The 17,739-nt window shown below is 65.9% G+C and carries 14 protein-coding genes; 3 read left to right on the top strand and 11 right to left on the bottom strand.

Features of this window, described 5'->3' with window-relative positions; genetic code table 11:
- Nucleotides 1-37: 37 nt before the first annotated feature.
- A complete protein-coding gene (locus tag ACGHN1_RS13070) occupies nucleotides 38-1,561 on the bottom strand; it encodes a DUF6504 family protein (RefSeq protein ID WP_390551568.1) in 1,524 nt (507 codons plus the stop codon).
- 46 nt (nucleotides 1,562-1,607) lie between these two features.
- Nucleotides 1,608-2,369 (bottom strand): ImuA family protein, encoded by a 762-nt coding sequence (locus tag ACGHN1_RS13065; RefSeq protein WP_390551303.1) that lies wholly within the window; start codon nucleotides 2,367-2,369, stop codon nucleotides 1,608-1,610.
- 116 nt (nucleotides 2,370-2,485) lie between these two features.
- On the opposite strand from ACGHN1_RS13065, the gene ACGHN1_RS13060 reads away from it, so the two are divergent.
- Nucleotides 2,486-2,971: a pyridoxamine 5'-phosphate oxidase family protein gene (locus ACGHN1_RS13060; RefSeq protein WP_390551302.1), complete on the top strand. Its 486-nt coding sequence runs from the start codon at nucleotides 2,486-2,488 to the stop codon at nucleotides 2,969-2,971.
- A gap of 61 nt (nucleotides 2,972-3,032) precedes the next feature.
- Here ACGHN1_RS13060 and ACGHN1_RS13055 read toward each other — a convergent pair whose 3' ends face one another.
- A complete protein-coding gene (locus ACGHN1_RS13055) occupies nucleotides 3,033-4,613 on the bottom strand; it encodes an amino acid permease (protein ID WP_390551301.1) in 1,581 nt (526 codons plus the stop codon).
- A 96-nt stretch (nucleotides 4,614-4,709) separates the two neighbouring features.
- Nucleotides 4,710-6,140 (bottom strand): sodium-dependent transporter, encoded by a 1,431-nt coding sequence (locus ACGHN1_RS13050; RefSeq protein WP_390551300.1) that lies wholly within the window; start codon nucleotides 6,138-6,140, stop codon nucleotides 4,710-4,712.
- A gap of 131 nt (nucleotides 6,141-6,271) precedes the next feature.
- On the opposite strand from ACGHN1_RS13050, the gene panB reads away from it, so the two are divergent.
- Nucleotides 6,272-7,141, top strand: coding sequence for a 3-methyl-2-oxobutanoate hydroxymethyltransferase (gene panB, locus ACGHN1_RS13045; RefSeq protein ID WP_390551299.1), 870 nt, complete (start codon nucleotides 6,272-6,274; stop codon nucleotides 7,139-7,141).
- Between the two features lie 7 nt (nucleotides 7,142-7,148).
- Nucleotides 7,149-8,225, top strand: a complete 1,077-nt coding sequence (locus tag ACGHN1_RS13040; RefSeq protein WP_390551298.1) for a DUF475 domain-containing protein — start codon at nucleotides 7,149-7,151, stop codon at nucleotides 8,223-8,225.
- On the opposite strand, the gene ACGHN1_RS13035 is transcribed toward ACGHN1_RS13040, so the two are convergent.
- From ACGHN1_RS13035 to ACGHN1_RS13005, 7 genes are all read right to left on the bottom strand, one after another.
- Entirely contained in the window at nucleotides 8,173-9,174 is a 1,002-nt protein-coding gene (locus ACGHN1_RS13035; RefSeq protein WP_390551297.1) for a bile acid:sodium symporter family protein, read from the bottom strand. The genes ACGHN1_RS13040 and ACGHN1_RS13035 overlap by 53 nt on opposite strands.
- A gap of 38 nt (nucleotides 9,175-9,212) precedes the next feature.
- Nucleotides 9,213-10,817 carry a tetratricopeptide repeat protein gene (locus ACGHN1_RS13030; RefSeq protein ID WP_390551296.1) on the bottom strand — a complete coding sequence of 535 codons (1,605 nt, stop codon included), beginning with the start codon at nucleotides 10,815-10,817 and terminating at the stop codon, nucleotides 9,213-9,215.
- Nucleotides 10,801-12,177, bottom strand: coding sequence for a PEP-CTERM-box response regulator transcription factor (gene prsR / locus ACGHN1_RS13025; protein WP_390551567.1), 1,377 nt, complete (start codon nucleotides 12,175-12,177; stop codon nucleotides 10,801-10,803). The genes ACGHN1_RS13030 and prsR overlap by 17 nt, the downstream gene beginning before the upstream one ends.
- Complete coding sequence (gene prsK / locus ACGHN1_RS13020; RefSeq protein ID WP_390551295.1) at nucleotides 12,177-14,285, bottom strand: XrtA/PEP-CTERM system histidine kinase PrsK; 2,109 nt, start codon at nucleotides 14,283-14,285, stop codon at nucleotides 12,177-12,179. The genes prsR and prsK overlap by 1 nt, the downstream gene beginning before the upstream one ends.
- A 4-nt stretch (nucleotides 14,286-14,289) precedes the next feature.
- The gene (locus ACGHN1_RS13015; protein ID WP_390551294.1) at nucleotides 14,290-15,675 is read right to left on the bottom strand and encodes a TIGR03013 family XrtA/PEP-CTERM system glycosyltransferase; all 1,386 of its coding nucleotides are present in this window, start codon (nucleotides 15,673-15,675) and stop codon (nucleotides 14,290-14,292) included.
- Nucleotides 15,676-15,832: 157 nt separating this feature from the next.
- Nucleotides 15,833-16,132, bottom strand: coding sequence for a hypothetical protein (locus ACGHN1_RS13010; protein ID WP_390551293.1), 300 nt, complete (start codon nucleotides 16,130-16,132; stop codon nucleotides 15,833-15,835).
- Between the two features lie 70 nt (nucleotides 16,133-16,202).
- A complete protein-coding gene (locus ACGHN1_RS13005; protein ID WP_390551292.1) occupies nucleotides 16,203-17,597 on the bottom strand; it encodes a short-chain fatty acyl-CoA regulator family protein in 1,395 nt (464 codons plus the stop codon).
- Nucleotides 17,598-17,739: the final 142 nt, after the last annotated feature.

Below are 17,739 nucleotides of genomic sequence, written 5' to 3'. Positions count from 1 at the left end.
GGCCTTTTGGCTTCAAGATCGTGCGCTTCGCCGTGTTTCAGGCACACAGGCCCTGCAGATACCAGTCGGGCGCGCCGCCGCGGCCATCGCCGACGATGCCCAGGCGATAGATCCAGAACCGGCGGCCGGCATCGTCCTCGATCCGATAATAGTCCCGCAAGCGCGCCGAGCCCCGTTCGCGCCACCATTCGGGGGCGATCCGTTCGGGCCCCTCCACCCGCGCCACTTCGTGTACCCCGCCGCGCCAGCGGAAGCGGCGGGGATAGCCATCGGGTGTCGCGTAGAGCACGGCGATCCGTTCCGGATTTTCAAGTATTTTCAGCGGTCTGCCATGGAAATCCAACAGTTCCTGCGAAGTCTTTTCCGGTTCCAGCGGCGGCTGCCAGCGCTGGGCGCGTTCGGGGATATGGCTGGCGAAAGGGACCGGGCGGCGCACCGCGCGAGCGCCCAGGCGAACCGTCAGCCGGTCGATGCAAGTCGAAAGCGAGGTGCCATGGCGCTCCGCCGCCGCCTCGAAATCGCTCTGTTCGAGCGCCAGCGGCTCGGCCCAACTCGCGCGCAGCCGCACCATCTCGATCCCGAACCCGGCATCGACATCGTCGAGCCGGGCGGCGAACAGGCGGCAGATGTGCTCCGCATCGCGCGTGGCGGCGGCGAATTCGAGGCGGCGCTGCACCACCTCGCCATCGACCCGCCACAGGCCGAGCTCGAGCCGCCGCGCGCCCTCGGCCCGTCCCTCCAGCTCCCGCACCATGTCGAGAGCGAGATCGCGCAGCACCTGGTCGAGCAGCGGGCGGTGGCGGATCGGCTCCATCAGCCGCCGCTGGACCAGCGGCATTTGCTGCGGCACCACCGGCAGCAAGGGCTCGGGCACGCGACCGAGCAGCTGGTCGAGCCGGATCAGCGGGTTGGCCGCGGGCGACCGGCGATTGCGGAAGCGCCGCTGTATCGCGTCGCGGCCACCCCCTTCTTTCTGGATCGTGGTGAGATCGCCGATCCGCTTGAGGCCGAGGCGGCGGAGCACCCCCACCACATCCTCGTCGAGCCGCAGCGCCGCGACGGGCAGGTCGGCGAGGCGCGCTTGCATATAGTTCTCCGCCAACGCGGGAGGATTGAGGATGGCCCGCCCGGATCCGAAATGTGCCAGCGCCCAGGCCGCGCCTGCGGTGGGCGCAATCGCGGCGCGCACCGCCAGTCGGCGTGCGGCGAAGGCGGTATGGACATCCTCCAGCAGCTTCGCCTCGCCTCCGAACAGATGCGGCACCGCGGTAACGTCGACCAGCAGCCCGTCGGGTGGGTCCATCGCCGACCACGGCCCCCAGCGCAGCGCCCACACGGCAAGCCTCTCGAGAAAATCGAGATCGCCCGCCGGGTCGGAAGGCGCGGTGACGATCTGCGGGCACAGCGTGCGCGCATCGGCGAGCATCATGCCGCGCCGTGCTCCCGCCGCTGCCCCGGCCGCGCTCACCGCCTCGATCCGTGGCCCGTGCGCGGTGTCGGCGATCAGGACCAGCGGGCGCGGATCGCCAGGCGCGTCATTGCACAGCCGCCAGCGATCCATCGCCAGCGAGCGGAGCCAGATCGAGAGGATGCGGCGAGCAAGCACGCTAATGCGCGGGAACGACGGCCTTTCGCGCGGCCGAAGGCCCCGGCGTCCCGGACCAGCGCGATGCCTTCAGATTCTCTCCTTCCCAGCGCAGCAGCCACTCGCCCGGCGCATGGGCACGGGCGCGGAACAGTTCGGCCCGCCATGCTGGGGCGCCGGGGGCTTGGGCATTCCAGCGCGGTGCGGGCGAAGAGGCGGCCGCCACCTCCCACCGCATCCGTGCCGAAGACAGGTCCCTTCCCGCATCGAGCCGGACCAGATAGAGCGGCACCCCGTGCCGTTCGGCGGCCAGAGTCAACCGGCGCGAGGCGGTGAAATCGAGCGCGCGGGGATTGCCCGCCAGCTCGCCGAGAACGAAGGCGATCTCGCGGCAGCGCACCCCTTCTTCCATGGCGAACAGGGCATCCTCGGGCTTCTCCGCCAGCACATGGATCACCCGGTGACGCAGATCGCGCGGCAGGCCGGGGCGGTAGGGCAGGCCCGTGCGCCGCGCCGCCTCGCGTGTCTGCACCCACAGCACCGCACGGCGATCTTCCGCCTCCTGCCCTTCACCACGCGGCGTGCTGCGCCAGTCGTCGAGCGCCAGAGCCAGCGCCGCCCCCGCCCCGCTGGCTTCGTTGCCGCAGGCGAAAACCTCGCTGTGGCAGGGCGGACCGTGGCTTGCCGCCAGGCCGACGCACCAGCGGGTGCTGCGCCGGGCGGCCAGTGCGGCGAGGTCGCAGGTCTGCGAAAGGGTTTCGAAGGGCATGGCGGAACGACTCATCTGTTCCACTTATGTTCCATCGCCCGACGATTCGCAACGCCCGCTTCGACTGCCGTGCGGGAGCGAAACCGCCCGCGGTTCATTGGTGACTCAGACCCTAAAGAGGAGACCCCACCATGAAATACAACGAAGGCGATCCGGACGAGCTGAAGAAGAAGTTCTGGAAAGCACTGGCCGATTCGCCATTCCTGTTCCTTCAGCTCGACGGGAAGCCGGGAACCGCCGTGCCGATGAGCCCGCAGCTCGACAAGGACGCGAACTCGGCGATCTGGTTCTTCACCCATACCAAGAGCGATTTCCGCACGCTCGGACCTGCCACCGCCACCTTCCAGAGCAAGGGCCACGACATGTACGCCCGTTTCAATGGGACGCTGGTCCAGGAGACCAGCCGCGAACGCTTCGACCAGTTCTGGAACAATTTCGTCGCGGCCTGGTACGACGGCGGCAAGGACGATCCCGATATCTTCTTCATGCGCATGGATCTGGGCCAGGCAGAAATCTGGGACGGCGACATGGGCCTGCTCGATACCGCCAAGATGGCGCTCGGCATGAACGTCCACGAGGATGCCGAGGAACAGCACGTCAAACGCGCCGATCTCTGATCCATTCGAAGACTAACGAGGAAGGGCCGCCCCATCGGGCGGCCCTTTATCATTTCATCGATCAGCGCTGCGAAGGCGGATCGATCGGCACCATGGTCTCGTCGCCGGCGATGTCGTCGACCACTTCGACGACGCCCAGCCCGAGATGACTGCGCCGGCGGCTGTAGAGCAGGTAGATGGCGATGCCGATCACGCCCCAGATCGGCAGGAACAGCATCGCCATGGTCGGCAGGTTCACGAACAGGAAGATACAACCGATGATCGTCAGCGGCGCGATCAGCCACACCGCCGGGACCCGGAACGAACGCGCCCTTCCCGCATCCTTGCGCCGCAACACCATCACCGCCACCGCCACCATCAGGAAGGCGTAGAGCGTGCCGGCGTTCGAGATGTCGGCAAGCTGGCCGACCGGGAAGAAACCCGCCCCCAGTGCGACCACCGATCCGGTGATCGCGGTCACCACATGCGGGGTCTTGAACCGCGGGTGGATTCGGCTGAGCCGGGCGGGAAGCAGACCGTCGCGGCTCATGACGAAGAAGATGCGCGTCTGCGCGAAAAGCAGCACCAGGATGACCGAGGGCAGCGCCAGGAAGGCGGCGACGCCCAGCGTGTTGCCGATTCCCGAGAAGCCGATCTCGCGCAAGACATGCGCCAATGCCTCGTCCGAGCAGACCAGCGCGTCGGCATATTGCGGCATCGCGCATTGCCGCGCGAGTTCGACCGATCCCGCCTCCACCGGCAGGCCCCCTGCACCCATGATAGGCTGCCCGCCGATGGTGCCGATCGCACCGGCGGCGACGAGGATGTAGAATACGGTGCAGAACAGCAGCGAGCCGATCAGGCCGATCGGCACGTTGCGCTGCGGGTTCTTGGTTTCCTCCGCTGCGGTGGAGACCGCGTCGAAGCCGACATAGGCGAAGAACATCGTCGCAGCGGCACCGACCGCGCCGGTGCCCGATCCCCATTCACCGAAGACGCCGGCGGGCAGAAAAGGATTGAAACGCGCCGCATCGAATTCGGGGCTGGTGAGCGTCAGCGCGATGAACGCCGTCAGCGCGGTCACCTTGATCGCCACCAGGACCGCGTTGACCTTGGCGCTCTCGCTTGTTCCGATGATCAGCAGGCCGGTGACCAGGAGGGCGATCAGCACCGCCGGCAGGTTGATAAATCCGCCTTCCTCGCCCCCCAGGGCCAACGGACCTGCCGCCAGCCATTGAGGGAGGTATATGCCGAGGAATTCCTCCAGGATCGTTCCCGAGAAATAGCCCGACCACCCGACCGAGACGGCGCTGGCCGCGATCGCGTATTCCATGATCAGCGCCCAGCCCACGGTCCAGGCGAGGAATTCGCCCATCGAGGCGTAGCTGTAGGTGTAGGCGGAGCCCGCGACCGGGATCATCGAGGCGATCTCGGCATAGCAGAGCGCGGCGACGATGCAGACTGCGCCGGCAATGGCGAAGGCCAGCATTAACCCGGGCCCGGCCTTCTGTGCGCCGACGCTGGTGAGTACGAAGATGCCCGTGCCGATGATGCAGCCGATGCCGAACAGCATCAATTGCAAGGGGCCGAGGGTTCGCTTGAGGGATTTCCTTTCCGCCGTCGCCAGAATGGCGTCGAGCGGCTTTACGCGGTCGAGCAGCATAGTGCGGGCACTCTCCAGGTCCGCAGCGAGACCTCCCCGCCCTGCCAGCCGGCCGTGATCATTACAGCGGGGTGACAGGGCTGGAAAGCGGGAAAATCAGCTGCCTAGAATTGCCGGAAATAGCCCGGTTACGAGGATCACCGTCACGGCCAGCGGGCACAGCCAGGCGATCAGGAATCGCCACAGGCCGAACATCGCGGGCGAAAGGCCGGTGGTGGTCCGCACCAGGTTGCGGTCGGCCTTCCAGCCGACGAACAGCGAGGTCAGCAGGGCGCCGACGGGCAGCATGATTTTGCCCGTGAAGCCGTCGATCGTGTCGAAGATATTGGTCTCGGCGAAGATGTCCCAGAACCCCAAGATGCGGACATCCGACCAAAGGTTGAAGCTCAGAAGGCTGAAGATGCCGAAGACGAAGGCTCCGCCCCCGAAGATCGCGGCCGATTTGGTCCTGCTCCATCCACGCTCGCCGATGCCCCAGGCGGTCGGCACCTCGAGCAGCGAGATCGAACTGGTGACAGCGGCGACCAGGATCAGCATGAAGAACAGGAAACCGATCAGCGCCCCGCCCGGCATGGTCTGAAAAGCGAAGGGCAACGACTGGAACACCAGCGTCGGGCCCGAAGCGGGATCGAGACCCACCGAGAAGACGATCGGGAAGATCATCAGGCCCGCCAGCAGGGCGACGCTGGTATCGGCCATGGCGATCATCGCCGAGGTCGGCCCCAGCCCGCCGTCGCTCTTGATATAGGAACCGTAGGTGATCAGCCCGGCGACCCCGAGCGACAGTGAAAACAGCGCCTGGCCGAGCGCGGAGTTCATCACCGCCGGTGTCAACTTGCTCCAGTCCGGCGTGAAGAGAAAGGTCATCGCCTCGCCCATGTCGCCTTCGATCGCGCCGTAGATCACCAGGCCTACCAGCAGCGCGAAGAAAATCGGCATCAGGATCGTTGCGGCCTTTTCGATCCCTGCGTGAACCCCGCGCGCGACGATGAACAGCGTCAGGCCCATGAAAAATAGGTGGACGACCAGCAGCAGGCCGACATTGGCGAACATGTCGTCGAGCCGCTGCTGGATCTGCGCCTGGCTCTCGCCTGCCAGAGCACCGCGGAACGGGTCGCCCGCCAGCAGAGCCTGGACGAAGTCGGCCCCAAGGACACCCGCGTAGTAGAGCACCCAGCCCGCGACCACGGAGTAGAAGGAGAGGATCAGGAAGGCGGCGAGCGCACCGATGCCTCCGAAGATCGACCAACCCGGCGACGCCTTGGATTGCGTCGCGACCCGGCGGATCGAGCCTACCGCGTCGGTCTGACCTGCGCGGCCGATGAAGATTTCGGACAGCACCAAGGGCAAGCCGAGAAGGAAAACGCAAGCGATGTAGACGATGACGAAGGCTCCGCCCCCGCTCTCGCCCGCAAGCGTCGGGAAGCGCCAGATATTGCCGAGCCCGACCGCGGCGCCGACCGCGGCAAGAATGAAGGCGGTACGCGAGGACCAGCCCTCGCCTGTGGTTTGCGATGCGGCGACCATTTGTATTCAGCTCCTGTCCTCGCGCGCCTCGCAGGCGACCGGCACGCTTCTCCCTGGTCGTTGTGGAGGGTTTGGCCACGCGCGTCGAGTGTGCTTTGCCTTTGTGTCGACAGGCGGCTAACCGCTGATCCATGTCGACATACCAGCTAGACACATCGACCAGCCGGGCCACACCCACGCCGCAGCCGATGAAGCGGCTGACCGTGCCCAGAATCCGCGCACGCAAGAAGGATGGCGTTACCCAGGAGCCGCTGGTGATGCTGACCGCCTACACCGCGCGCCAGGCGCAATTGCTCGATGCGCATTGCGACCTTCTGCTGGTGGGGGATTCGCTGGCCCAGGTGATTTACGGCCTGCCCTCCACCGTCCCGGTGACGCTGGAGATGATGGCCAACCATGCCGCTGCGGTGGTGCGTGGCAGCTACCATCCGGTGGTGGTCGTCGACATGCCTTTCGGTTCCTACGAACAGTCGCCGCAACAGGCTTTCGAGAGCGCCGCCATGCTGATGAAGGCGAGCGGCGCGGCGGGCGTCAAGCTGGAGGGCGGGGAAGCCATGGCCGAGACCGTGCGTTTCCTCTCGCAGCGCGGCATCCCGGTGATGGGCCATGTCGGGCTGACTCCCCAGGCGGTCAACGTGCTCGGCGGCTACATGGCTCGCGGACGCAGCGATGCCGAGGCGGACAAGATCGTCGGTGACGCCAGGGCGCTCGACGAGGCTGGCGCCTTCGCGATCGTGATCGAAGGGGTCGTCGAACCTATCGCGATCGCGGCGACCAAGGCGGTGTCCGCCCCGACCATCGGAATCGGCGCGTCGGCGCAATGCGACGGCCAGGTGCTCGTCACCGACGACATGCTCGGCATGTTCGAGCGCGTCCCGCGCTTCGTGAAGAAATACGGCGATCTGGCCCAGACCATTTCCGACACCGCCGCCCGCTATGCCGCGGAGGTTCGCGACCGCAGCTTCCCTGGCGAAGACCAGACTTACCAGCCAAAGGATTGAGCGCCCGATGAAGACGCTTCTCGCCTTCTACAAATTCTCCCTCGTCTTCACCGTGATCTGCCTCGGACTGGCCGCATGGTACGGCTGGAGCGCCTCCGGTACCCTCGTCGGGGTGGTAGAGATCCTTTGGATCGTCGCGATCCTCTCGGTGCTCGAGATCTCGCTCAGCTTCGACAATGCCGTGGTAAATGCCTCGGTGCTGAAGGAAATGGACGAGGTCTGGCAGCGACGCTTCCTTACTTGGGGGATCGCCTTCGCCGTCTTCGGCATGCGCATCGTCTTCCCGCTCGCGATCGTCGCCATTGCCGCCGGGCTCGGGCCGATCGAGACCATCCGCCTGTCGCTCAACCAACCCGAGGAATACGAGCGCATAGTCAGCGCCGCGCATGTCGGGATCGCGGGTTTCGGCGGCGCGTTCCTGGCGATGGTCGGCCTCAAGTTCTTCTTCGACCAGGACAAGGACGTCCACTGGATCCGGGACATAGAACGTTTCCTCGCGAAATTCGCCGCGTTGCCCGCGGCCGAAATCGCAATCCTGTTGCTGGTGCTATGGGGTATCTCGTCGATGCTCCCGGCGGACGACGCGCTGACATTCCTGGTCGCCGGCATCCTCGGCCTGGTGACATTCATCGCCGTCGAGGGGATCAACGCGCTCCTGGAAATCCACGAGGAAAAGAAGCGGCTCGCCGGTGCCGCGGTGCGCAGCGGGCTTGGCGGATTCCTTTATCTCAACGTGCTCGACGCGAGCTTCAGCTTCGACGGTGTGATCGGCGCCTTCGCGCTCTCCAACAACATGGTGGTGATCGCGCTCGGCCTGTCGATCGGTGCGATGTTCGTCCGTTCGATGACCATTCATCTGGTCAAGAAGGGGACGCTGGCCCAGTACAAATTCCTCGAGAACGGGGCGTTCTGGGCGATCATCGCGCTCGGGCTGATCATGCTCTTCTCCGCCCGCTTCCACATTCCCGAAACGATCACCGGATTGATCGGGGCGACGCTGATCGGGCTGTCGCTGTGGTGGTCCATCCGCGTCAACCGGAACGAGCCGTCGCTTGCGGAGGGAGCTCAGCCGCCGCCGGCCTGACTCGCAACCTGCCTGCCACCGGCGCCGCGACGACCAGCTGGAACAGGTGATAAAGCAGCAACGGCACCACGATGAATCCGGCCGCCTCGGGCGCGAAGAGGATCGTCGCCAGCGGCACGCCGATGGCCGCGCTTTTCTGCGCCCCGCCGAACAGAAAGGCGATGCGATCCCGGCGCGGCAGGGCGAGCATGCCGCCGACTATCCACGCCCCGAGATTGCCGACCAGCAGGAAGAGCGCGACCAGTCCGGAAAGAACGGCCCAGGCGGCGGCATCCACCCGGCTCCAGATCCCCTGCTCGACCGCGCCCGAAAATGCGACGTAAACGGCGATGGCGATCACGAAACGGTCGATCCAGACGATCTTGGGCTTGTGCCGAGCGATGAAGCCGGTCGTCCATCCTTGGACAAGCTGGCCGATGGCGAAGGGCAAGAGCAGGATTAGTGCGATCTTGCGAACCGTCTCGAAGCCGACCGCCCCCTCGCCCGACCCGCCCAGCGCGAGGAAAATCGGCACGGTGACGAACACGCCGAGGATGTTGAGGAGAGCCGCACCGACGACCGACAGCGCAATGTTTCCGCCCGCGAGCGAGGTGTAGGAGGTCGCCGACTGCACGGTCGAAGGCAGCGCCCCCAGATAGAGGAAACCGACCGCGACGAGCGGGGGAAGGACGCCTTCCCCTATCCGGGCGAGGCCCAGTCCCGCCAGTGCCATCGCGCCGAACACCCACAGTACGAGCGGGAGGAGAAACCTCCAGTTGGCGAGGCCGGCGGCGATGTCCGAACGTGCGATCCGCATGCCGTTCAGAAGGAAAAGCGTGAAGATCGCCGCATTCACCACCCATTCCGCCGCCACTCTCCCCGCACCCGTTGCCGGAAGAATGGCCGCCAGAGCGATCGCACCGGCGAGCATCCGCAACATGGGGTCGGAAAGGACGGATCGGATCATCATCGCGCGCGCCTGCCCGCCCGGGCCCCTCTTGTCGAGCGTCAGCGGCGTCCGATCCGGTCGAGCTTTTCCGTCAGCCGCGCCTTAAGCGCCGGATCGTCGGTGGCTTCGGCCAGCGCCGCAATAGCGGGGACATACATCGGCTGCGCGCGGTAGGCCCGCCAGGCCCGGTCGAGCGCGACCTCGCGATCTCCGAGCCGCAACGCCACCTGGCTGCGCAGCGCGAGAATACGGGGGTTGTCCGCGCCGTTCTCGATGGCGGTGTCGAGCACGCGGGCCGCGGCCGTCCACGCGCCGCTCCTCGCGAGCATGCGACCGTAAAGTTCTACGGCTTCGGGCGCATCGCCGCCCTGTGCGAGGTAACTCGCCACGAGCTCTTCCGCACGGTCCGGGCGACCGGCCAGCCGTTCCGCCGCCACCAGTCGCAAGGTGAGGGGCCATCCGCGGCGGATGCGCGCCGCGCGCGTATAGGCATCGATCGCGCCCTGCGCGTCGCCCGCCGCCAGCAGCGCATCGCCGAGCAGATTGAGCGCATCTCCCGAGCCCGGCGCGTCGTCCAGATAGCGCCGCGCCCGCGCCCCTGCTTCGTCGACAGACGAACCGTCCAGGCTCGCGCGGACGAAGTCTCTTGCGGCGATCCCACCCCCTTTCTCATCGAGCAACGCGGCCTCCAGAGGCGCCGACGGAGGCAAGGGCGTGAGCGTCCTAGCGTCCTGCCAACCGGCGGAATCGAGAAAGTCGGCAGCTTCCCCTCGGCGCCCCAAGGCTTCGAGCGACCGTCCCACCAGTGTCTGCAGATATGGAGACGCGTTGCCACGCAGAGCTTTCTCCTCGAACCGCGCGACGAGCTGACGATGCGAACCGCCCAGATACAGCGATCGGGCAAGCAGGCGCTGAATTCGCGAATTGTCCGGTTGTTGCCGAAGCAGAGCGTCGAAGATTTGCGCTGCGCTCGCATATTGCTCCTGCTCGAGAGCGATGATGCCGTCGAGCATCCTGGCCGATGGTCGTTCGCGAGTCGCCGGACCGACGCGCTGAAACAGCGTCCGGGCGAGAACGAAATCGCCCCCACGCGCGGCGATCACCGCCTGGAGGTAGGGCAGTTCGGGTGTTGCCGGCGCCACCCGCGCCAGATGGCGGAGCGAGACCAGCGCTTCCTCGGCGCGGTCGAGATCGATCAGCGTGGCGGCGTGGTCGAGCAACAGTGCCGGATCGTCCGGCCGCACATCCAGGCCGCGATCGAACCAGGCGAGACCGGCCAGAAGCCCGTAGGCGTCGCGTGCCAGTTGCCCTTGGAATAGCAGCGCCTGCGGATTGGCCGGATCGATAGCGAGCGCGCGTTCGGCCGCTGCGATCGCCAGTTCCTGCTGGCCGCTGCGATAGCGCATGCGCCCGATATCGACCCACAGGCCGGCATCGTCCGCGTCCGCCGCCAGAGCACGATCGAACGCGTCCGCCGCCCGCGCAAGATCGCCCTGCGCCAACCGCTCTCGACCAAGCTCGCGCCAGCGTGCGAGTTCGCCTCCCTCCGTTGCGGTCGCAACTGTTCGATCCACGGGCGCACTGTCGTCGGCGCCGGCAGAGCAGCCCGCGAGCGCCAGCAGGATCGCGATGGACGCGCCGATCCAGTCAGGTCTGGAGATCATACTGCTTGAGCAGGTCGTAGAGCGTCGGTCGGCTGATCCCGAGCAGCCTGGCGGTGTTCGAGATATTTCCCTCGCTGCGCGCCAGGGCCTTGCGGATCATGCGGCGGTCGGACTGCTCGCGCGCGGTCTTGAGATTGAGGGCGGTCTCGGCCTCTTCGGATCCATCCTGCAGATCGAGATCCTCGGCCCCCACGAGCTTGCCATCGGCCATGATCACGGCGCGCTTCACCCGGTTCTCCAGTTCGCGGACATTGCCGGGCCAGGGCCATGCGTCGATCGCGGCCAGAGCGTCGGGGGCGAAACCGGTGACGCCCGGGTTCATCTCTCTGGCGAAGCGGTTGAGGAAATGCCGGGCCAGCAGCACGGCATCCCCGGGCCTCTCGGCAAGCGCGGGAATTTTCACCACGATCTCGGCGAGGCGATAGAACAGGTCCTCGCGGAACGTCCCCTCGCCGATCATCGCTTCGAGGTTCTGGTGCGTGGCGCAAACGATCCGCGTGTCGACCGGGATCGACCTGCGGCCCCCGACCCGCTCGATGGTACGCTCCTGCAGGAAGCGCAGCAGCTTGACCTGGAGGGGAGCTGGAATGTCGCCGACCTCGTCGAGGAACAGCGTTCCGCCATCGGCCAGTTCGATCTTGCCCTCCGTGGTCTTGACCGCACCGGTGAACGCGCCCTTCTCGTGACCGAACAGCTCGCTTTCGAGCAGGTTTTCGGGAATCGCCGCGCAATTGATGGCGACGAAATTGCCGTCGCGGCGATCGCTGACGTTGTGCAGGCCCCTTGCGAGCAGTTCCTTGCCCGTGCCGCTCGCACCCAGGAGCATCACCGACACCCCGGTATCGGCGACCCGCTCGATCATCCGGCCGACCTTGGCCATCTCCGGGGCGGCGGTGATGATCGCGCCCAGCACGGTGCTTTCCGAACCCACCCTTGCCGCCAGCCGGCGATTTTCCTCTTCGATCGCGTGAAGCCGGAACGCCCTGTCGACGATCAGGCCGAGCCGCTCTATGTCGACCGGCTTCTGGTAGAAATCGTAGGCGCCCCGGGCGATCGCCTCCAGCGCACTCTCCCGCGCCCCGTGCCCTGAGGCGACGATGATCTTGGTATCGGGCTTGAGCTCGACGATCGCGTCCAGAACGGCGAAGCCCTCGCTGACGCCGTCGGGATCGGGCGGCAGGCCGAGATCGAGCGTGACGACGGCGGGTGCCTCGGCCCGCAGCGCCGCAAGCGCGCTCTCGCGATCCCCGGCGATCACCACCTCATAGGCATCGTAGGCCCATTTGAGCTGCGCCTGCAGGCCTTCGTCGTCCTCGACGATCAGCAATTTGGGCAGACTGTCGGTCTTCGCTTGCGCCATCATGCGGCCTCGCTTTGGTTGTGAGAGCCGCCACGGCCATTACCGATCAGGCGCGCCGCTTCGGCCATCGGCAGGCTTATGCTGAACCGGGTGCCGAATCCCTCGCGCGAATCGACGTCGAGCCGCCCGCCCATCCCGCGGACGAGTTCGCGCGCTTCGCAGGCCCCGATCCCGAAGCCCCCGTCCTTGGAAGAGACGAAGGGGCGGAAAAGCCCGTCGCGAACGAAAGCGGGGCTCATCCCCGGCCCGCTATCGGCAATCGTGACGACGGCACGAAGGGCGTCGCAGTCGACCGTGATCGAGACCGGTGCAGCGGTAGGGCTGGCGTCGATTGCATTCTGGACGAGATGCGACAGCGCTTGGTCGAGAGCATCGCGTATGCCGACCACCTGGCACACCCGCGGCAGGTTCAATTCGATCGGATGCTGGCGTTCGAATCGGGTCTTGAGGTCGCGAGCGAGCGTTCCGAGGTCGAACGCTTCCGCCATTTCGGTCTTCGCTGTGCCGTAGCGGCCAAGACGTGAGAGCATGGTGTTGAGCTTGTCGACGCTGTTGCGCAGCGTGACCAGCATGTCCTTGCGAAATTCAGGATTGTCGGCATGCCGTTCAGCGTTGCGTAGCAGCAGGCTCATCTGGCTCGACAGGTTCTTGATGTCGTGCATCACGAACGCCATCCGCCGGTTGAATTCGTCGAAGCGGGCGACCTCCTCCAGAGCGTGCTGGCCCGACTGTTCGGCCAGATAGCTCGCCACCTGCCGCCCAGCGATGGAAAGAAGGTCGAAATCCTCCCAGTCGAGCCGACGGGATACCGGCGGACGAACCAGCACCGCCACTCCGACGAGCCGGTCGTGATGGATCAGCGGAACCGCTGCCCAGGCACGCTGCTCCGCGAGCAGCCAGTCGGGCAGATGTCCCACCTCCCCGTGATGATCGATCCCTTGGCGAGCTTCATCGAAATCGAGGATCAACCCTTCGCGTTCGAGCAGTCGCGCGAGCTCTGCGGACATCGCTCGCGGCGGAACCTCCGCACCCGGCCAGCGCCAGTCGGCACCCAGGACCAGCCCACCATCGCCATCCATCAACAGCAGCAATCCACCGGGAGAATCGGTAATATCCGCGAGCGACTTCACCGCGCGTTCCGAAAGCGGCGTTTCGCCGTCCGGGGCCCTGCCGATAGTGTGGGTGAAGCGGATCCATTCGCTGCGGTAGTCGAAGCGGTGGCGGAAGAAGTGCTTCAGAACCGTGACCCGCAACCAACCGCGCATGCGGCGCGAGGGCAGCCACAGCAGCGAGAGCGCGCCCGCCACCAGCAGGAACCCGACCTGTGCGATGCGCGCAAGATCGCCGGAATAGCGCGCCACCCACTGCGACAGGAGGACCATCGCGACCAGATAGATCGCAATCAGACCGAGCGAGAGCATGCTGAAGGTTACCGAGCGCGAGGTACGGAACCGGAGCTGCGCACTCCCCCGGACATAGCCGAGCGCGAACACCGGCGCCGCCACCCCGACCACCAGAGCGCGAAGGCCAGTGAGTTCTGCCGAGGCCGATCCGGTGAGGAAGGCGACGGTGTGGAAATTCAAGAAGAATCCCCACAGAAGCGTCAGTCCGCCGGCGTTCCATGCGAGCAGACGCCGGGAGCTCTCCGCAGCGCCTGCGACGAGGTTGTGCAGCAACACCAGCGCTCCGATTCCCAGGAGAATCCGCAGCAGCGCCGACGTCTCGAAAGCGAATTGGGGTGCTTGCGGCGATGACGTTGCCCCGAATGCGATCAATATCAGTACCAGCTGGAGTGCCTCGACCACGCCGAGAGCGGCTGCCAGTGGCCGTACGGCCCGGACGGTCTCGTCGCGCCCGTCGTTGCCGAAAAGGCGAAACAGGACATAGAGCCAGGCCAGATTGCGCGCGACCTCGGCAAGGTGGACGAGGGCGCGATCGGTGCCCAGCGCAGCCGCCGCACAGGCCCACAGCGCCGTCAGCGCCAAAGCCGCGCTCGCCGGCCGTCGGTCGGACCGCTCGATGCCCTTTCCACGCGCAACCACCACCGTGGCGAGACCGCTGGTCAGCGCCGCGAACCCGAACAAGACGAAGGCGATCATGCCCTCCATCGGCTCAGCGCGCTCCTTCCGGCCAGAGGATGACGCGCAGGGTCTGCAGCAGGATCAGCAGATCGAGAAACGGCGTGTAGTTCTTCGCGTAATAGAGATCGTATTCGAGCTTCTCGCGCGAATCCTCGATCGATGCGCCGTAGGGGAAATTGATCTGCGCCCAGCCGGTGATACCCGGCTTCACCATGTGCCGCTCGGCATAATATGGCAGCTCGGATTCCAGCTCGGCGACGAAATTGGGGCGTTCGGGGCGCGGTCCAACGAAGCTCATCTCCCCCTTGAGCACGTTCCAGCATTGCGGCAGCTCGTCGATCCTGACCTTGCGGATGAAGCGCCCGATGCGGGTGACGCGGGGATCGTCCTTCTGCGCCCATTGCGCGCCGCCCGCTTCGGCATCCTGCCGCATCGAACGCAGCTTGGTGAGCACGAAGGGCTCCCCGTAGAGACCGATGCGCTTCTGGCGAAAGAACGGCGAACCGGGGCTTTCGAGCCTTACGAGTAATGCGAACAGAAGAATCACGGGGGCAGTGATCACCAGCAAGGCGAGGCTGACGACCACGTCGAACGTGCGCTTGGCGCCGCTCGAGAGAAGGCGGCCCGACGAAAACCCGTCGGAGAAGATCAGCCAGCTGGGATTGAGCGTGTCGAGATCCACTCGTCCGGTTTCACGCTCGATGAAGCTGCTGAAGTCGTTGACGTAGACGCCGCGGGTCTTGATCCGCAGGAGATCCTTCAGCGGCAAAGCATTGCGCCGCTCTTCCAGCGCCAGCACCACTTCACCGGCCCGCGTCCGGTCGACGTGAAGTCCGAGGTCGTCGATCTCATGGCGCAAGACCGCGCGATCGACGCGAATTTCGGCATCGCTCATCGCAACGAAGGAAGTGATCACGAAGCCGCTGCCCGGCTTCTTCGCAAGATCGGCCAAACGCCGGGCGCGGGCACCCGCGCCGAGGACGAGGATGCGCCGCTGGAACCGCGAGGTTCCCAGCATCGGCCCCAGCAGCAAGCGGTTGCCGATAAGCAGAGCGATCGCGAACAGCATCGCGTAAAGCAGGATGGAGCGCCACAGCAACTCGCCCGGCAGCATGAGGTCGAGGATCGATATGCCGATGACCCCGAGGCTTACAGCGACCAGCAGGCGCGCGATCGCAAAGCGCATCGATTGCAGCGCCGCGACGCTGTAGCTGCCGACCGCCGCCATGGCGGTGAACACGATGCCGGCGAAAATGCAGAGCTCGGCGATCCGTTCGCGCCAGTCCCCCGGTGAGGTGGCGATCTGATAGGTCCGCATACGCCACGCCAGATCGACCGCCAGCAGCAGCAGGACGATATCGACGAGGGCAAGCACCATCACCGCGTAGGGAATGTAGTGCTTGAACATGCGGATCATGCTTGAAGGGTCCGGACAGCTTCTGAACCTGCCGGATAGCACCAAACGGTGAACTGTCGGTAAATCTTACACCGCGGGATGAAAACAGGGCGACGAAGCGTTCGAAGCCTGGCCGCCCTGTTCAGATATCCGACACCGGTTTCCCGCCACCGCGCGATCAGTTTCCGTCTGCGGCGCCTTCGATGGCTTCGCCGGCATTTTGCGCCGCATCGCCGACCTGCCCGGCGGCATTGCCGACTTCCTCGGCGGCCCCGGCGACGGCATTGTCCTTGGCGATTTCCGCGCCGCTTTGCTGGCTGAAGAACCAGAAGGCGGCTACCGCGAGGACGACAACCAGCAGCACGAGCAGCCAAGTTCCTCCGCCGCCGCTGCGCCGTCCATCGTCGTGGATGACGGTGTGCGTGGTATGGGTATCGCCGCTCGGCGTGGTTGTTTCGGTAATCCGTTCTTCGGTCATTGGCTTACCTCGCGATGGGTTCGATGCGGCGGAAGCGACGCGGAATTCGCCGCGGTTCCCCGGCGCGTGGTCAACGGGCGGCGAATTCGAACGGCGTGTTGCCTCGACGCATCGGATCGAACTGCAACGGGCGCCTGTGCGGGGGCAGCGAGCGCTGGACGCAACCTTCCCGATAGCACGACGGGCAACCGGGCCCGATGCCCGTTGCATCGGCCGTTCGCAGCGATATCCCGCGCGCCTGCGCCAGATCGCCGCCCAGCACCGCCTCGATCCCCAGCGCGACGACGAAGCGCGCTTCGCCAGGGGCGCCGCTGCCCTCGACGCTGCGCATCATCGTCAGCCAGCCACCGGGCTCGTCGCTCTCGTCGCCGGAGATCGCGTCCATGGCAACGAACTGGACGATCAGTTCGCCGCCGCGCTCGAAGGCTCGGTGCGCGTCCCACAGGGGACAGGCGATGTCGCTATCGGCGAAACGCGCGGTGCTGGCGCCGACGAAATTTTTCGAGAACTGCCCTGCCCGATCGATCCGCACCATGAAGAAGGGAAGCCCGCGCTGTCCCACCCGCTGCAGCGTGGTCAGCCGGTGCGCCAATTGCTCGAAACTCACGTTGAAGCGCCGCTCGAGCACCGGCAGATCGTACCCTGTCGCCTCGCAGGCGCGCAGGAAGCGGCCATAGGGCATGATCAGCGCTGCCGCGAAATAGCCTTCGAGATGGCGGCGGAAGAGGCCCCGCGCCGCTTCGTCTTCCAGCCCCGCGCCTTTTGCCAGTGAATCGATTTCGCCTCGCTGTTCGAGCTGCGTGACCTGCAGGGCGAGCTGGAAATTGCGCGATGCCGGCGTAAGCATTTCCGAAAGCTGGACCTGCCGCGCATGGAGATCGAGCCGGCGGAGGCTGTCGGGCATGACCTCGCGGGGCAGGATGCGGACCGAAAGCTGGTGGCGTTCGCGCAGTCGTTCCGTCAGGGCCAAGGCAATGTCGCCGCGCGACAGCCGCATCTCGTCCGCCATTCTCTCTGCTGCGGTATCGAGGTCGGCGAAATGGTTGCGCCAGCGTTCGATCTCGGCGCGTGCCTGCGCCATCGGGTCTGCTTCGGTGAGTGAGCGTGGCGCCGCACCGTCGTAAAGGCGTGCGAAGGCCGCGGCGACATGGGGCGCGCCGGCAAGAAATTCCTCGGCCTCCTCGCGATCGATGGCCAGATCGGCGAAACGCTCGTCGGCAAGCCGCCGCATGAGGCCCGATACGCCTCCGATCGTCTCGTCTTCCCGCAGGGTTCGGGGATCGAATGCGAACTCCTCGACCAGCGCCATCACCACCCGCGCGCTGAGCGATCTCTGATTGCGCTCGATCAGATTGAGATAGCTCGGCGATATAGACAGGCGCGCGGCCATCGCAGCCTGCGTGAGCCCTTCGCGTTTTCGGACGCGCCGCACGGAGGGACCGACCATCAGGGCGTCGTCCGCCATTGTAAATTCCTTTACATCTTTACATGCCCTGTATGCCTTCAAGAACAGGTTTGACAAGTTTTCGTGTGAATTTTCCTGTCAATCTGGCCGCAAGCGCGCTTCATGAAGCGCAAGGCACCACGCCAGCACGGACAGGAGAACT

The organism is Qipengyuania sp. MTN3-11 (genome assembly GCF_042851825.1).
Lineage (GTDB): Bacteria > Pseudomonadota > Alphaproteobacteria > Sphingomonadales > Sphingomonadaceae > Qipengyuania.
Note: the sequence above shows the minus strand (reverse complement) of the source record. Positions and strands in the feature narration are given on the sequence as shown.

Excerpts from the sequence above, each read along its gene's own strand:
- prsR (WP_390551567.1), bottom strand. The coding sequence starts at position 12,177 with ATGGCGCAAGCGAAGACCGACAGTCTGCCCAAATTGCTGATCGTCGAG.
- ACGHN1_RS13060 (WP_390551302.1), top strand. The coding sequence starts at position 2,486 with ATGAAATACAACGAAGGCGATCCGGACGAGCTGAAGAAGAAGTTCTGG.
- ACGHN1_RS13035 (WP_390551297.1), bottom strand. The coding sequence starts at position 9,174 with ATGATGATCCGATCCGTCCTTTCCGACCCCATGTTGCGGATGCTCGCC.
- ACGHN1_RS13055 (WP_390551301.1), bottom strand. The coding sequence starts at position 4,613 with ATGCTGCTCGACCGCGTAAAGCCGCTCGACGCCATTCTGGCGACGGCG.
- ACGHN1_RS13040 (WP_390551298.1), top strand. The coding sequence starts at position 7,149 with ATGAAGACGCTTCTCGCCTTCTACAAATTCTCCCTCGTCTTCACCGTG.
- ACGHN1_RS13030 (WP_390551296.1), bottom strand. The coding sequence starts at position 10,817 with ATGATCTCCAGACCTGACTGGATCGGCGCGTCCATCGCGATCCTGCTG.
- ACGHN1_RS13070 (WP_390551568.1), bottom strand. The coding sequence starts at position 1,561 with ATGGATCGCTGGCGGCTGTGCAATGACGCGCCTGGCGATCCGCGCCCG.
- ACGHN1_RS13010 (WP_390551293.1), bottom strand. The coding sequence starts at position 16,132 with ATGACCGAAGAACGGATTACCGAAACAACCACGCCGAGCGGCGATACC.
- prsK (WP_390551295.1), bottom strand. The coding sequence starts at position 14,285 with ATGGAGGGCATGATCGCCTTCGTCTTGTTCGGGTTCGCGGCGCTGACC.
- ACGHN1_RS13005 (WP_390551292.1), bottom strand. The coding sequence starts at position 17,597 with ATGGCGGACGACGCCCTGATGGTCGGTCCCTCCGTGCGGCGCGTCCGA.
- ACGHN1_RS13015 (WP_390551294.1), bottom strand. The coding sequence starts at position 15,675 with ATGATCCGCATGTTCAAGCACTACATTCCCTACGCGGTGATGGTGCTT.
- ACGHN1_RS13050 (WP_390551300.1), bottom strand. The coding sequence starts at position 6,140 with ATGGTCGCCGCATCGCAAACCACAGGCGAGGGCTGGTCCTCGCGTACC.
- panB (WP_390551299.1), top strand. The coding sequence starts at position 6,272 with ATGTCGACATACCAGCTAGACACATCGACCAGCCGGGCCACACCCACG.
- ACGHN1_RS13065 (WP_390551303.1), bottom strand. The coding sequence starts at position 2,369 with ATGAGTCGTTCCGCCATGCCCTTCGAAACCCTTTCGCAGACCTGCGAC.